Origin of the sequence: Jeongeupia naejangsanensis, from assembly GCF_016865585.1 — a bacterium.
In the GTDB taxonomy this organism is placed as follows: Bacteria; Pseudomonadota; Gammaproteobacteria; order Burkholderiales; family Chitinibacteraceae; genus Jeongeupia; species Jeongeupia naejangsanensis.
Genome location: NZ_JAESND010000018.1, coordinates 1 through 15733, shown reverse-complemented (window position 1 = coordinate 15733; position 15733 = coordinate 1). Strand labels below are relative to the sequence as shown.

Genomic DNA, 15733 nt, shown 5'->3' with positions numbered 1-15733 from the left:
CGATCTGCGAGTAGTCTTTGGCTTCGCCGCCAAACTTCTTCGACAGGATGGTGGTGATCGCTGCGGTCAGCGTGGTCTTGCCGTGGTCAACGTGACCGATGGTGCCGACGTTGACGTGCGGCTTCGTACGTTCGAACTTACCCTTAGCCATTTCGCTAATTCCTTAAATAGAGATTCGGGGTTGCCCGGCACCGGGGCCGGGCAAAACCAATTACTTCTTGTTAGCCTGGATCGCGTCAGCCACGTGCTTCGGCGCTTGCGAGTAGTGCTTGAACTCCATCGAGTACGTAGCACGACCCTGCGACATCGAACGCAGCGTGGTCGAGTAACCAAACATTTCCGACAACGGCACTTCGACCTTGATCATCTTGCCGCCGGCCGGGTTGTCATCCATACCCTGGATGATACCGCGACGGGACGACAGGTCGCCCATGATGTCGCCCATGTACTCTTCCGGCGTTTCGATTTCGACGGCCATCATCGGTTCGAGGATGACAGCACCTGCGCGGCGCATGGCTTCCTTGAACGCGATCGAACCAGCCAGTTCGAATGCGATCTGCGACGAGTCGACATCGTGGTACGAACCGAAGGTCAGGCGAACCTTGACGTCAACAACCGGGAAGCCCGCGAGAACACCGGCCTTCAGCGTGCCCTGGATACCCTTGTCAACCGACGGGATGAATTCGCGCGGAATCACGCCACCCTTGATTTCGTCGACGAACGAGTAGCCTGCGCCCTCGCCTGCCGGCTCAACGGTGATCACGCAATGACCGTACTGGCCCTTACCGCCCGACTGCTTGGCGTGCTTGCCTTCGACATCTTCCGCGACGCGGGTGATGGTTTCACGGTAAGCCACTTGCGGTGCGCCGACGTTGGCTTCAACGCCGAATTCGCGACGCATACGGTCAACCAGAATTTCCAGGTGGAGCTCGCCCATACCCGAAATGATGGTCTGACCCGATTCTTCATCGGTACGCACGCGGAACGACGGATCTTCCTTGGCCAGACGATTCAGGGCAGTACCCATCTTCTCCTGGTCGGCCTTGGTCTTCGGTTCGACGGCAACGTGAATCACCGGCTCCGGGAAAACCATGCGCTCGAGAATGATCGGCGCATCGAGGGCACACAGGGTTTCGCCGGTGGTCACGTCCTTCAGGCCGATCGCAGCAGCGATGTCACCTGCGTGAACTTCGTCGATTTCCTTACGGTCGTTGGCGTGCATCTGCACGATACGACCGACGCGCTCCTTCTTGTCCTTGACCGAGTTCAGCACCGAGTCGCCCTGCTTCACGACGCCCGAGTAAACACGGAAGAAGGTCAGCTGACCGACGTACGGGTCGTTCATCAGCTTGAACGCCAGCGACGAGAACGGCGCGCTATCCGAAGCTTCACGGGTAGCAGGCTGTTCCTTCTCATCGGTACCGTTGACCGGCGGGATGTCGACCGGCGACGGCAGGAATTCGATGACGGCGTCGAGCATGCGCTGCACGCCCTTGTTCTTGAACGCGGTACCGCACAGCATCGGCTGGATTTCGCAAGCAAGGGTACGCTGACGGATGGCGCCAACGATCTCTTCCTCGGTGAGGTCACCCTCTTCGAGGTACTTGTTCATCAGCTCTTCCGATGCTTCGGCAGCGGATTCGACCATCTTCTCGCGCCATTCCTGAGCGACCGCCTTCAGGTCTTCCGGAATATCGCGATATTCGAACTTCATGCCTTGCGACGCTTCGTCCCAGAAGATGGCCTGCATCTTCACGAGGTCAACGACGCCCTGGAAGTTGTCTTCTGCACCGATAGGCACAACGACCGGCACCGGATTCGCCTTCAGGCGGGTCTTCATCTGTTCGACAACGCGGAAGAAGTTGGCACCTTGACGGTCCATCTTGTTCACGAAGGCCAGACGCGGAACCTTGTACTTGTTGGCCTGACGCCAGACGGTTTCCGACTGCGGCTGAACGCCACCGACCGCGCAGTACACCATGCACGCGCCGTCAAGGACACGCATCGAGCGCTCGACTTCAATCGTGAAGTCGACGTGCCCCGGGGTGTCGATGATGTTGAAGCGGTGTTCCGGGAACTGCAGGCCCATGCCCTTCCAGAAGGTCGTGGTAGCAGCCGAGGTAATGGTGATGCCGCGTTCCTGCTCCTGCTCCATCCAGTCCATGGTGGCAGCGCCGTCATGCACTTCACCGATCTTGTGGTTAACACCGGTGTAGAACAGGATGCGTTCGGTCGTCGTCGTTTTACCGGCGTCGATGTGAGCGGAGATACCGATGTTACGGTAGCGCTCAATGGGGGTAGTACGAGCCACGGTAGTTTCCTTAAACGGATTGCCGCATTAGAAGCGGAAGTGAGCAAAGGCCTTGTTGGCTTCGGCCATGCGGTGCACTTCGTCACGCTTCTTCATTGCGCCGCCACGACCTTCGGCCGCATCAAGCAGCTCACCGGCCAGACGCAGATCCATCGACTTCTCACCACGTTTGCGGGCAGCATCACGCAGCCAGCGCATCGCCAATGCCAAACGACGGCTGGGGCGGACTTCGACCGGAACCTGGTAGTTAGCACCACCAACACGGCGGCTCTTCACTTCGACGATCGGCTTAGCGTTGCCGATGGCGGTCGTGAACACTTCGAGCGCGCTCTTGCCGGTTTTCTTTTCGATTTGTTCGAATGCACCGTAAACGATACGTTCTGCAACGGCCTTCTTGCCGTCGATCATGACCACGTTCATGAACTTGGTCAGTTCCTGCGAACCGAACTTCGGATCCGGCAGGACGTCGCGCTTCGGTACTTCTCTGCGTCTTGGCATGATTCTCTATCCTAAATATGACATTCAGTCGGGGCTTCAAACCCCACGGCCGCCCAGCAGGACGACCACTTACTCGACGGTCTCGCTTGAGCGATACACCGCCGCCTGCGGCCGAAATTACTTCGGACGCTTCGCGCCGTACTTCGAACGCGACTGCTTACGATCCTTGACGCCAGCGGTGTCGAGCGAACCGCGCACGGTGTGGTAACGCACACCCGGCAAGTCCTTGACACGACCGCCGCGGATCAGCACAACACTGTGCTCTTGCAGGTTGTGGCCTTCACCGCCGATGTACGAAATGACTTCGAAACCGTTGGTCAGGCGAACCTTGCAGACTTTACGCAGCGCGGAGTTCGGCTTCTTCGGAGTGGTGGTGTACACGCGAGTGCACACGCCACGTTTTTGAGGGCAGGATTCGAGCGCGGGAACCTTGCTCTTCACCACTTCCTTCTCGCGGCCCTTGCGGACCAGCTGGTTGATGGTTGGCATTGATTACATCCTTCGAGTTAATCACCCCTTGCGGGGCCCCACTTTGGATGGCAGGACACCCTGCCACCACAGGACATCGCGGATTGCGATGCCCAAATGAAGCCGGCGACGCGCGGAAAATCCGAGCGTCGCCAGATTGGACCTGAGATTCTAAGAAAATCAAGCCCTTGTCGTCAAGTGAAGTACTGTGCTTACAGTGCTTCTTCGCTCTGAACGGCTTCGAGCGCTTCGAATGCCGAGTCCAGACCTTGCGCCTGACGCTTGCGCGACCGGTGGTAGGCCAGACCCGTACCGGCCGGAATCAAACGGCCGACGATGACGTTTTCCTTCAGACCGCGCAGATCGTCGACCTTGCCCATGATGGCGGCTTCGGTCAGGACACGTGTGGTTTCCTGGAACGATGCGGCCGAGATGAACGAGTCGGTCGACAGCGAGGCCTTGGTGATACCCAGCAGCACGTTGTCGTATGCAGCCGGCTGCTTGCCTGCGGCGATCATCTCGTCGTTCTTCGACAGCACTTCCGCACGCTCGACCTGTTCGCCCGGGATGAAGCCGGTGTCGCCGTTGCTGGTGATGACCACACGACGGAGCATCTGGCGAACGATCACCTCGATGTGCTTGTCGTTGATCTTCACGCCCTGCAGGCGATAGACCTCCTGCACTTCCTGGACGACGTAACGTGCCAGCGCCTCGATACCCTGCAGACGCAGGATGTCGTGCGGATCGATCGGGCCGTCGACGATGGTTTCGCCGCGGTTCACGACCTGACCGTCGTGGACCATCACGTGTTTTTCCTTCGGGATCAGGTACTCGTGACCCAAACCCTCCAGATCGGTGATGATCAAGCGCTGCTTGCCCTTGGTGTCCTTGCCGAACGAAACGGTACCGGTCACCTCGGCCAGCATGCCGGCATCCTTCGGCGAACGGGCTTCGAACAGCTCGGCCACGCGCGGCAGACCACCGGTAATGTCGCGGGTCTTGGCCGATTCCTGCGGAATCCGCGCCAGCACATCGCCCTTGCCGACCGACTGGCCGTCCTTGACGGTAATGATCGCGCCCGGCTGGAAGCCGATGGTCACCGGCGTATCGGTGCCGGCCAGCTTCACTTCCTTGCCCTGCTCGTCGAGCAGCTTCACCAGCGGACGGATGCCCTTGGCACCGGCCTTGGTCTTCGGGTTGATCACGACGAGGGTCGACAGACCGGTCACGTCATCGACCTGCTTGACGACGGTCATGCCTTCTTCGACGTTCTCGAAGCGGACCTGGCCTTCGTACTCGGTGATGATCGGACGGGTGTGCGGATCCCACGTACCCAGTACGGTACCGGCCTTGATGGTATCGCCGTCCTTGACGGTCAGCGTCGCACCGTACGGCACCTTGTGGCGCTCACGCTCGCGGCCCTGGTCGTCCAGCACCAGCACTTCGGCCGAACGGGTAATGATGATCAGCTCGCCCTTGTTGTTGGCGACATAACGCATCGTCGAGGTGAACGCCACACGGCCGTTCGACTTCGATTCGACCTGGCTTGCTGCAGCAGCTCGCGACGCGGCACCACCGATGTGGAAGGTACGCATCGTCAGCTGGGTACCCGGCTCACCAATCGACTGCGCGGCGATCACGCCGACCGCTTCGCCGGCGTTGACGCGGTGACCACGACCCAGATCGCGGCCATAGCACGAGGCGCACAGGCCATAGCGGGTTTCGCAAGTCAGCGGCGTACGCACCTTGACTTCGTCGACACCGATTTCGTCGATGCGGTCGACGATGTCTTCGGTCAGCAGCGTGCCGGCCTCGAACACGGTTTCCTGGCTGCTAGGGTCGACGATGTCGATCGCGGCAACACGGCCGAGAATCCGGTCGCGCAGCGCTTCGATCACGTCACCGCCCTGCACCACGGCCTTCATCGTCACGCCGTTCTTGGTGTAGCAATCGTCCTCGATCACGACCAGATCCTGCGTCACGTCGACCAGACGACGGGTCAGGTAACCCGAGTTCGCGGTCTTCAGCGCGGTATCCGCCAGACCCTTACGGGCACCGTGGGTCGAAATGAAGTAGTCGAGAACGGTCAGGCCTTCGCGGAAGTTCGCCTTGATCGGCGTCTCGATGATCGAGCCGTCCGGCTTGGCCATCAGGCCCCGCATACCGGCGAGCTGACGGATCTGCGCTGCGGAACCCCGCGCGCCCGAGTCGGCCATCATGTAGATCGAGTTGAACGAGTCCTGCATCAGGTCCTTGCCGTTCTCGTCCTTGACGACCTTGCCGTCGGTATCGAGCACCGGCTGCTTGCCGAGGTTGGCCATCATCGCCTTGGCGATGTCTTCACCGGCACGACCCCAGATGTCGACGACCTTGTTGTAGCGTTCGCCCTGGGTCACCAGACCCGAGTTGTACTGCTGTTCGACGTCGCGCACTTCGGCGTTGGCGGCAGCCAGCAGTTCGGCCTTGGCGGCCGGTACCAGCATGTCGTCGACGCAGATCGAGATGCCACCGCGGGTCGAATAACCGAAACCGGTGTACATCAGCTGGTCGGCGAACACGACGGTGTCCTTCAGACCGCAGCTGCGGAACGAGGCATTGATCAGCTTGCCGATTTCCTTCTTCTTCAGCGCCTTGTCGATGTGGCTGAAATCGAGGCCCTTCGGCAGGATTTCCGACAGGATCGCGCGGCCGACGGTCGTGTTGCGACGCACCGTCTGTGCTTGCCATTCGCCGTTCTCGTCCTTGACCCACTCGTTCAGGCGCACCGACACGCGCGTCTGCAGCGTCACGAACTTGTTGGCGTAGGCGCGCAGCACTTCCTTGACGTCGGTGAACGCCATGCCTTCGCCCTTGGCGCGGACCGCTTCGCGGGTCATGTAGTACAGACCCAGGACGATATCCTGCGACGGCACGATGATCGGCTCGCCGTTGGCCGGCGACAGCACATTGTTCGATGCCAGCATCAGCGTGCGGGCTTCCATCTGCGCTTCCAGCGACAGCGGCACGTGAACGGCCATCTGGTCCCCGTCGAAGTCGGCGTTGAATGCCGCGCAGACCAGCGGGTGCAGCTGGATGGCCTTGCCTTCGATCAGCACCGGCTCGAACGCCTGGATACCCAGACGGTGCAGCGTCGGCGCACGGTTCAGCAGGATCGGATGTTCGCGGATGACGTCTTCGAGGATGTCCCAGACGACGGCTTCCTGCGATTCGACCATCTTCTTTGCTGCCTTGATCGTGGTCGCGAGGCCCAGCACTTCGAGCTTGTGGAAGATGAACGGCTTGAACAGCTCCAGCGCCATCAGCTTCGGCAGGCCGCACTGATGCAGACGCAGGTACGGACCGACGGTAATGACCGAACGCCCCGAGTAGTCGACGCGCTTACCCAGCAAGTTCTGACGGAAGCGACCACCCTTACCCTTGATCATGTCGGCCAGCGACTTCAGCGGACGCTTGTTGGCACCGGTCATCGCCTTGCCGCGACGGCCGTTGTCCAGCAGCGAGTCGACCGACTCCTGCAGCATGCGCTTTTCGTTGCGGACGATGATTTCCGGCGCGCGCAGCTCGAGCAGGCGCTTGAGACGGTTGTTCCGGTTGATGACGCGGCGATACAGGTCGTTCAGGTCCGACGTGGCGAAACGGCCACCGTCCAGCGGCACCAGCGGACGCAGTTCCGGCGGCAGCACCGGCAGCACTTCCATGACCATCCATTCCGGTTTGATGCCGGACTTCTGGAAGGCCTCGAGCACCTTCAGGCGCTTGGCGATCTTCTTGATCTTGGTGTCGGACGAGGTCGACTCGAGTTCCGAACGCAGCTTGCTGATTTCGTTCTCGCTATCGAGATTCTTCAGCAGTTCGCGTACGGCTTCGGCGCCCATCAGCGCAACGAATTCGTCGCCGTATTCGTCGAGCTTGTTGTAATAGTCTTCTTCGGTCAGCAGCTGACCGCGGTTCAGCGGGGTCATGCCCGGCTCGACCACGATGAAGGCTTCGAAGTACAGCACGCGTTCGATATCGCGAAGCGGGATGTCGAGCACCATGCCCAGACGCGACGGCAGCGATTTCAGGAACCAGATGTGCGCAACCGGCGACGCCAGTTCGATGTGGCCCATGCGTTCGCGACGCACCTTGGACAGCGTGACTTCAACGCCGCACTTTTCGCAGATCACGCCGCGATGCTTGAGGCGCTTGTACTTGCCGCACAGGCATTCGTAGTCCTTGATCGGCCCGAAAATGCGCGCGCAGAACAGGCCGTCACGTTCCGGCTTGAACGTACGGTAGTTGATCGTTTCCGGCTTTTTGACTTCGCCGAACGACCACGAACGAATCTTCTCGGGCGATGCGAGCCCGATCTTGATCGCGTCAAATTCTTCGTCTTGCGCGACCTGCTTGAAGAGTTCGAGTAAGCCTTTCATTCATTTAGCTCCTGTGAGGGTGAGGCGTTCGGTACGAGGCGGCACAAGGCCGCCCCTCCTCACACAATCACTCGGTTTCCAGATCGATATCGATACCCAGCGAACGGATTTCCTTCACCAGCACGTTGAAGGACTCCGGCATGCCGGCGTCGATCCGGTGATCGCCCTTGACGATGTTTTCGTAGACCTTGGTCCGGCCGTTCACATCGTCCGACTTCACCGTCAGCATTTCCTGCAGCGTGTACGCCGCGCCGTACGCTTCGAGTGCCCAGACTTCCATTTCACCGAAACGCTGGCCACCGAACTGCGCCTTACCACCCAGCGGCTGCTGGGTGACGAGCGAGTACGGACCGGTCGAACGCGCGTGCATCTTGTCATCGACCAGGTGATGCAGCTTCAGGTAGTGCATCACGCCGACGGTGACCTTGCGCTCGAACGCTTCACCGGTGCGGCCGTCGAACAGCTGCATCTGCGTCTTGCTGCTGTTGAAGTCCAGCAGCTGGGTACGCGCGTCTGCGTCCGGATAAGCCAGATCCAGCATCTGATGGATTTCGCTTTCCTTGGCACCGTCGAATACCGGGCTGGCAAACGTCATGCCGCGGCGCAGGCCGTTGGCGAGCTGGACGACTTCGTCTTCCGACAGACCGGCGATGTCTTCCTGACGGCCGGCGCAGTTGTAGATCTGGTCCAGGTACTGGCGCATTTCGGCGATATTGCGCTGTTCACGCAGCATCGCATCGATACGCTGACCGATCCCCTTTGCAGCCCAACCGAGGTGGACTTCGAGAATCTGACCGATGTTCATCCGCGACGGAACGCCCAGCGGGTTCAGCACGATGTCGACGGTCGAACCGTCAGCCATGTACGGCAGGTCTTCCACCGGCAGGATCTTCGAGACCACGCCCTTGTTACCGTGACGGCCGGCCATCTTGTCGCCCGGCTGCAGACGACGCTTCACCGCAACATAGACCTTGACCATCTTGATCACGCCCGGCGGCAGTTCGTCGCCCTGGGTGAGCTTGCGCTTCTTGTCTTCGAACTTGAGGTCGAAGTCGGCCTTCATCTGCGCGATCAGATCCTTCATCGCTTCGAGCTGGCGTGCGCTTTCCTCGTCGGCCAGGCGGATGTCAAACCAGTCGTGCTTGGACGGCAGATCGGCCAGATAGTCGTGGCTGATCTCGGTGCCCTTGGCCAGACGCTTCGGACCACCATTGGCGGCCTTGCCGACGATCATCCGCTCGATCCGTTCGAACAGGTCGTTCTCGACGATGCGCAGCTGGTCGTTCAGGTCGGTACGGTGACGGCGCAGTTGCTCGTCGATGATCGCCTGGGCGCGCTTGTCGCGCTCGACGCCTTCACGGGTGAACACCTGCACGTCGATGACGGTACCGGTCATGCCCGACGGTACGCGCAGCGAGGTGTCCTTCACGTCGGACGCCTTCTCGCCGAAGATCGCGCGCAGCAGCTTCTCTTCCGGCGTCAGCTGGGTTTCGCCCTTCGGCGTCACCTTGCCGACGAGGACGTCACCGGCTTCGACTTCGGCGCCGATGTAGACCACGCCCGACTCGTCCAGACGGCCGAGCATGCGTTCGGACAGGTTGGAGATGTCGCGGGTGATTTCTTCCGGGCCCAGCTTGGTGTCACGCGCCATGACCGACAGTTCCTCGATGTGGATCGAGGTATAGCGGTCTTCGGCAACAACCTTTTCGGAGATCAGGATCGAGTCTTCGAAGTTGTAGCCGTTCCACGGCATGAAGGCGATGGTCATGTTCTGACCGAGCGCCATTTCGCCCAGGTCGGTCGACGCACCGTCGGCCACCACGTCACCCTTGGTGATGCGGTCGCCACGGCGGAGCACCGGACGCTGGTTGATGTTGGTGTTCTGGTTCGAACGGGTGAATTTGACGAGGTTGTAGATGTCCACGCCGGTTTCGCCCGGCAGGGTCTCGTCGTCGTTCACACGAACCACGACACGGTTCGCATCGACGTAGTCGACGATACCGCCACGCAGCGCAGCCACGGCCGTACCCGAGTCGACCGCGCAGGTGCGCTCGATACCGGTACCGACGAACGGCTTCTCGGCGCGCAGCACCGGCACCGCCTGACGTTGCATGTTGGCACCCATCAGTGCGCGGTTCGCGTCGTCGTGTTCGAGGAACGGAATCAGCGAAGCTGCGACCGAGACGATCTGGCTCGGTGCCACGTCCATGTACTGGACGCGATCCGGTGTCGCGATGATGGTTTCGCCGTGTTCACGGCAGGTAACCATTTCGTCGATCAGGCGACCTTCGTCGTCGGTTTGCGCGTTGGCCTGCGCAATGACGTACTTGCCTTCCTCGATGGCCGACAGGTAGTCGATCTCGCTGGTGGCCTTGCCGTCGATCACCTTGCGGTACGGCGTCTCGAGGAAGCCGTAATGGTTGGTGCGGGCGTAGCACGACAGCGAGTTGATCAGACCGATGTTCGGGCCTTCCGGCGTTTCGATCGGGCAGACGCGACCGTAGTGGGTCGGGTGCACGTCGCGGACTTCGAAGCCAGCGCGTTCGCGCGTCAGACCGCCCGGACCAAGGGCCGAAACGCGGCGCTTGTGGGTGATTTCCGACAGCGGGTTGGTCTGGTCCATGAATTGCGACAACTGCGACGAACCGAAAAATTCCTTGATCGCGGCCGATACCGGCTTGGCATTGATCAGGTCGTGCGGCATCAGGTTGTCCGATTCCGCTTGCGACAGGCGCTCCTTGACGGCGCGCTCGACGCGAACCAGACCGGCACGGAACTGGTTTTCGGCCAGTTCGCCGACCGAACGGACGCGACGGTTGCCGAGGTGATCGATGTCGTCGACATCGCCACGGCCGTTGCGCAGTTCGACCAGGATGCTGATGACGGCAAGGATGTCGTCAACCGACAGCGTACCGGCACCTTCAAGGCCCATTTCGCCAACGCGGGCATAGAACTGGTGCATCCAGCCCGGCGTCTTTTCGTCGCGCGGCGCCAGATAGGCGCGGCTATTGAACTTCATCCGGCCGACGGCCGACAGGTCGTAGCGGTCTTCCGAGAAGAACAGGCCGTTGAACAGGGCCTGGACCGAATCCTCGGTCGGCGGCTCGCCCGGGCGCATCATGCGATAGATCGCCACGCGCGCGCCGTACTCGTCGTTCACGTCGTCCGAACGCAGGCTTTGCGAAATGAACGCGCCCTGATCCAGATCGTTGACGTACAGCACCTTCATCTCGGTCACGCCGGCGATGTCGAGCTTTGCAGCCAGATCTTCGGTGATTTCCTCGTTGCAACGCGCCAGCACTTCACCGGTTTCCGGATGCACGACGTTGTGCGCCAGAATGCGGCCGTACAGGAAGTCGACCGGCACCGGCAGCTTGGTGATGCCGGCAGTCTGGATGTCGCGGATCGTTTTGGCGGTAATGCGCTTGTCTTTCTGCGCCAGTACCTTGCCGTCGCTCGAGACGATGTCGAACTTGGCAACTTCACCCTTCAGGCGTTCCGGCACAAGCGACATCTCGAGACCGTCTTCACCGATGGTGAAGGTGTCGGTGTCGTAGAAGCGCTCGAGGATTTCTTCCGGCGTGAAGCCCAGTGCCTTCAGCAGCACCGAGACCGGCATCTTGCGACGACGGTCGATACGGAAGAACAGCAGGTCCTTCGGGTCGAATTCGAAGTCCAGCCAGGAGCCGCGGTACGGAATGATCCGGGCCGAGAACAGCAGCTTGCCCGAGCTGTGGGTCTTGCCCTTGTCGTGCTCGAAGAACACGCCCGGCGAGCGGTGCAGCTGCGAGACGATGACGCGCTCGGTACCGTTGATGACGAACGAACCGTTCCGGGTCATCAGCGGGATTTCGCCGAAATAGACGTCCTGTTCCTTGACTTCCTTCACCGTCGGCTTGGCCGCTTCGCGATCCATGATCACAAGGCGCACGCGCGCGCGCAGCGGTGCAGCAAACGTAATGCCACGCTGTTGGCACTCGATCACGTCGAACGGCGGGTCACCCAGCACATAGTGGACGAACTCAAGACGTGCGTTGCCGTTGTGCGACTCGATCGGGAAAATCGAGCTGAACGCGGCTTGCAAGCCGTTGGTATTCCGCTCCGCGACAGGCACACCCAATTGCAGGAACTCGGTGTACGAGTTGATCTGGGTCGCGAGGAGAAAAGGAACGTCCAAGACGTTCGCCCGCTTCGCAAAACTCTTACGAATGCGTTTCTTCTCTGTGAACGAGTAATTCATACTCAAAAGCTCTCCATGGATTGGGGCGCAAAAGACAAACCGCAAAGCGCTCCGGGAACATTTTTCCGGTTTGTCATCTGTGGAGCGAAACCGTCAGGAACATCCTTTAGGTTTAGCTTACAGAACGGCAGTCAAACAAACGCAAAATGGCAGGCGGATTCCTCCGCCTGCCTATTTCGAGCAATCGCTAAGGCGATTACTTCATCTCAGCAGTAGCGCCTGCTTCGACCAGCTTCTTGACCATGGCTTCAGCATCAGCCTTGGCAATGCCTTCCTTCAGCGGCTTCGGAGCGCCGTCGACCAGATCCTTGGCTTCCTTCAGACCCAGGCCGGTCACTTCACGGACAACCTTGATCACGCCAACCTTGTTGGCGCCAGCGCCGGTCAGGATCACGTCGAATTCGGTCTTCTCTTCTGCAGCAGCAGCACCAGCACCAGCAGCCGGGCCAGCAACGGCAACAGCAGCAGCCGAAACGCCGAACTTCTCTTCGAACGCCTTCACCAGGTCGTTCAGTTCCATAACGGTCAGGCCAGCAACCGCGTCGAGGATATCGTCTTTGGACAGAGCCATTTGTAAATACTCCTGAAAATCTTTTCGAAAGGGTAATGAATCGGGAAGCGGTTACGCTTCGGCCGGAACAGCTTCGGCCGGAGCCGATTCGCCAGCTTGCTTCTTCTCTGCCAGCGCGGCGAGGCCACGGGCGAAGCCAGCCACCGGTGCTTGCATGACGTAGAGCAGCTTGGACAGCAGCTCTTCGCGGCTCGGGATCGAAGCCAGCGCGGCAACGCCGGCTTGGTCCAACACCTGACCTTCATACGAACCGGCCTTGATGACGATCTTGTCGTCTTTCTTGGCGAACGTGTTCAGCACCTTGGCTGCAGCAACCGGGTCTTCGGAAATACCGTAAACCAGCGGACCGACCATTTGGTCAGCCAGGCCGGCGAACGGCGTACCTTCGACCGCACGGCGTGCCAGCGTGTTCTTCAGAACGCGCAGGTACACACCGGACTCCCGCGCTTGCTTGCGCAGAAGAGTCATGCTGGCAACCCCGATACCCCGATACTCGGCGACGACGATGGTCTGAGCGCCGGCAACTACTGCCGAAATCTCAGCTACGACGGCCTTTTTGTCTTCGAGATTGAGACTCAAGGTCTACCTCCATTACGAGATGTTTGGCATGGCAAAGCCACACCTCCCAACGGCGACCTTTCCTTCAGGAAACCCGTGACAAACGCCACAGGCCAAATCCAGATTGGGCACACCGTCTGCGTAGACTGCCGGCGAACCGGCGATTAAGCGTCGAAACGCGCCTACGGTCTTGGACTACCCCACCCCGGTGCGAGCACCGGGGCAGGCCCAAAATTTATTACTGCGCCAGCGAGCCGGCGTCGACGCGAACGCCAACACCCATCGTGCTCGAGACCGCAACCTTCTTCAGGTACACACCCTTGCTCGAAGCCGGCTTGGCTTTTTGCAGCGCTTCGATCAGCGCAACCAGGTTGACCTTCAGGTCAGCAGCTTCGAACGAAGCACGACCGATGGTTGCGTGGATGATGCCACCCTTGTCGGTACGGTACTGAACCTGACCGGCCTTGGCGTTCTTCACGGCCTCGGCAACGTTCGGGGTCACGGTACCGACCTTCGGGTTCGGCATCAGGCCGCGCGGGCCGAGAATCTGGCCGAGCTGACCGACGATACGCATTGCGTCCGGCGAAGCGATCACGACGTCGAAGTCGAGATTGCCGGCCTTGATCTGTTCAGCCAGATCTTCGAAACCGACGACTTCAGCACCAGCAGCCTTGGCGGCTTCTGCGTTTGCGCCCTGGGCGAACACAGCAACGCGCACCGACTTGCCGGTACCCTTCGGCAGCACGACCGAGCCGCGAACCACTTGGTCCGACTTGCGCGCGTCAACGCCGAGGTTGACCGACACGTCGATCGATTCGTTGAACTTGGCGGTAGCCGCACCCTTGACCAGCGCGATCGCTTCGTCAACGGCGTACAGCTTGTTGCGATCAACCGAAGCCTTCAGAGCGGCGAGACGCTTGGAAACCTTAGCCATTTACACGCCCTCCACTTCAAGGCCCATCGAACGCGCCGAACCCGCGATGATGCGCACGGCAGCATCGAGGTCAGCAGCAGTCAGGTCCGCCTGCTTGGTCTTCACGATCTCTTCCAGCTGAGCACGACTCACCTTACCGACCTTGTCGGTATGCGGACGCGGCGAACCCTTCTGGATGCCAGCAGCCTTCTTCAGCAGAATGGTTGCAGGCGGCGACTTCATCACGAAGGTGAAGGACTTGTCCGCGAAAGCGGTGATCACAACCGGAATCGGCAGACCCGGCTCGATGCCTTGGGTCTGGGCGTTGAACGCCTTGCAGAATTCCATGATGTTCAGGCCGCGCTGACCAAGTGCCGGGCCGATAGGCGGCGACGGGTTGGCTTTACCAGCGGGCACTTGCAGCTTGATGTAGCCGACAATCTTCTTTGCCACGATTTAACTCCTGAAATGGGTCAAGCGCGGACTCGCATCCGCTCCCCTACTACAACCGGACCGAAGCCCGGCACTAAAACCAGATCAGACTTTCTCGACCTGGGAGAAATCCACATCGACCGGCGTGGCGCGACCGAAGATCAGCACCGACACCTTGAGGCGACTCTTGTCGTAGTCGACATCCTCAACTGTGGCATTGAAGTCTGCGAACGGACCATCGGTCACACGCAACACTTCACCCACCTCGAACAGAACCTTGGGACGCGGCTTCTCCACACCCTCTTGCATCTGCTGCATGATCGCATCGACTTCGCGCTGCGAAATCGGCGACGGGCGATTGCCGACACCACCGATAAAGCCGGTCACCTTGGGTGTCGACTTGACCAGATGCCAGGAATCGTCGGTCATTTCCATTTCAACAAGCACATAGCCCGGGAAGAACTTGCGCTCGGTCAGGGCCTTGCGACCCGCCTTGATCTCGACAACCTCTTCCACCGGCACGAGAATCTGCCCGAACAGATGCTGCATGTCCGCGCGCTCGATACGCTCTTTCAACGCCTTCTGCACGCTCTTCTCGAACCCCGAGTACGCATGCACGACGTACCAACGCATTCCCATGTATGACTCCGCTATCCCTACTTACCGCGCCCGAGCACCAGGTCATAGAAGACCCAGGCCAGACCAGAGTCGACCGCCCACATAAAGAGAGCCAGCACGCCCACGAACAGGAAAACGACACCGGTAAGCTGCCACGTCTCCTTGCGGGACGGCCAGACCACCTTTTGCGCCTCCTTGATCGAGTCTCGCGCGTAGTCGACAAACTGACGCCCAAGCGCAGAGAACCAGAGCATCGCTCCGGCCATTGCCAATCCCAGCACCACGCTCAACACGCGCAGCACACCTTGGTCGGCCGGCACCATGTAGTAACCGGCGATACCCACGACCACGAGCAGCAACGCTGCCACGACCTTGATTTTTTCGACGCTTTCCATAACTCTTGATTCGGACAGCAAATAAAACAGAGCCGTTTCCCTGCGGAAACGGCTCTGACTCTAGACCGTGGCAGGCGAGGAGGGTCTCGAACCCCCAACCCCCGGTTTTGGAGACCGGTGCTCTACCAATTGAGCTACTCGCCTACGGGGAAACACGGAACTATATCAGCACCGCGTCTTTATGTAAATACTTACTCGATGATCTTGGCAACGACACCAGCGCCGACGGTACGACCGCCTTCACGGATGGCGAAACGCAGACCTTGTTCCATGGCGATCGGAGCGATCAGCGACACGACGACTTCAACGTTGTCGCC

General features: G+C 60.2%; 13 protein-coding genes and 1 tRNA gene. All 14 read right to left on the bottom strand.

The window, feature by feature from the left end; all coding sequences use genetic code 11:
* The coding region (locus JMJ54_RS19000) for a GTP-binding protein (protein ID WP_239000211.1) at window positions 1-151 on the bottom strand (151 nt) is incomplete at its 3' end.
* 60 nt (window positions 152-211) lie between these two features.
* Window positions 212-2311, bottom strand: coding sequence for an elongation factor G (fusA, locus tag JMJ54_RS18995; RefSeq protein WP_203540103.1), 2100 nt, complete (start codon window positions 2309-2311; stop codon window positions 212-214).
* 27 nt (window positions 2312-2338) lie between these two features.
* Entirely contained in the window at window positions 2339-2809 is a 471-nt protein-coding gene (gene rpsG, locus JMJ54_RS18990; RefSeq protein ID WP_070530643.1) for a 30S ribosomal protein S7, read from the bottom strand.
* A gap of 117 nt (window positions 2810-2926) precedes the next feature.
* Window positions 2927-3298, bottom strand: coding sequence for a 30S ribosomal protein S12 (gene rpsL, locus JMJ54_RS18985; RefSeq protein WP_070530641.1), 372 nt, complete (start codon window positions 3296-3298; stop codon window positions 2927-2929).
* A 191-nt stretch (window positions 3299-3489) separates the two neighbouring features.
* Complete coding sequence (gene rpoC, locus JMJ54_RS18980; protein ID WP_203540102.1) at window positions 3490-7689, bottom strand: DNA-directed RNA polymerase subunit beta'; 4200 nt, start codon at window positions 7687-7689, stop codon at window positions 3490-3492.
* A 67-nt stretch (window positions 7690-7756) separates the two neighbouring features.
* On the bottom strand, window positions 7757-11929 hold the full coding sequence (gene rpoB / locus JMJ54_RS18975) for a DNA-directed RNA polymerase subunit beta (RefSeq protein WP_203540101.1): 4173 nt from the start codon (window positions 11927-11929) through the stop codon (window positions 7757-7759).
* 196 nt (window positions 11930-12125) lie between these two features.
* The gene (rplL, locus tag JMJ54_RS18970; protein ID WP_189462463.1) at window positions 12126-12500 is read right to left on the bottom strand and encodes a 50S ribosomal protein L7/L12; all 375 of its coding nucleotides are present in this window, start codon (window positions 12498-12500) and stop codon (window positions 12126-12128) included.
* A 51-nt stretch (window positions 12501-12551) separates the two neighbouring features.
* Window positions 12552-13079, bottom strand: coding sequence for a 50S ribosomal protein L10 (rplJ, locus tag JMJ54_RS18965; RefSeq protein ID WP_189462464.1), 528 nt, complete (start codon window positions 13077-13079; stop codon window positions 12552-12554).
* Between the two features lie 217 nt (window positions 13080-13296).
* A complete protein-coding gene (rplA, locus tag JMJ54_RS18960) occupies window positions 13297-13992 on the bottom strand; it encodes a 50S ribosomal protein L1 (protein WP_203540100.1) in 696 nt (231 codons plus the stop codon).
* Entirely contained in the window at window positions 13993-14424 is a 432-nt protein-coding gene (rplK, locus tag JMJ54_RS18955; protein WP_203540099.1) for a 50S ribosomal protein L11, read from the bottom strand.
* Between the two features lie 84 nt (window positions 14425-14508).
* On the bottom strand, window positions 14509-15042 hold the full coding sequence (gene nusG, locus JMJ54_RS18950; RefSeq protein WP_189462466.1) for a transcription termination/antitermination protein NusG: 534 nt from the start codon (window positions 15040-15042) through the stop codon (window positions 14509-14511).
* 17 nt (window positions 15043-15059) lie between these two features.
* Window positions 15060-15416, bottom strand: a complete 357-nt coding sequence (secE, locus tag JMJ54_RS18945) for a preprotein translocase subunit SecE (protein WP_203540098.1) — start codon at window positions 15414-15416, stop codon at window positions 15060-15062.
* Between the two features lie 68 nt (window positions 15417-15484).
* A tRNA-Trp gene (locus JMJ54_RS18940) sits at window positions 15485-15560 on the bottom strand.
* A 47-nt stretch (window positions 15561-15607) separates the two neighbouring features.
* Window positions 15608-15733, bottom strand: a 126-nt coding sequence (locus JMJ54_RS18935) for an EF-Tu C-terminal domain-related protein (protein ID WP_505744190.1), incomplete at its 5' end; no start/stop codon positions are given.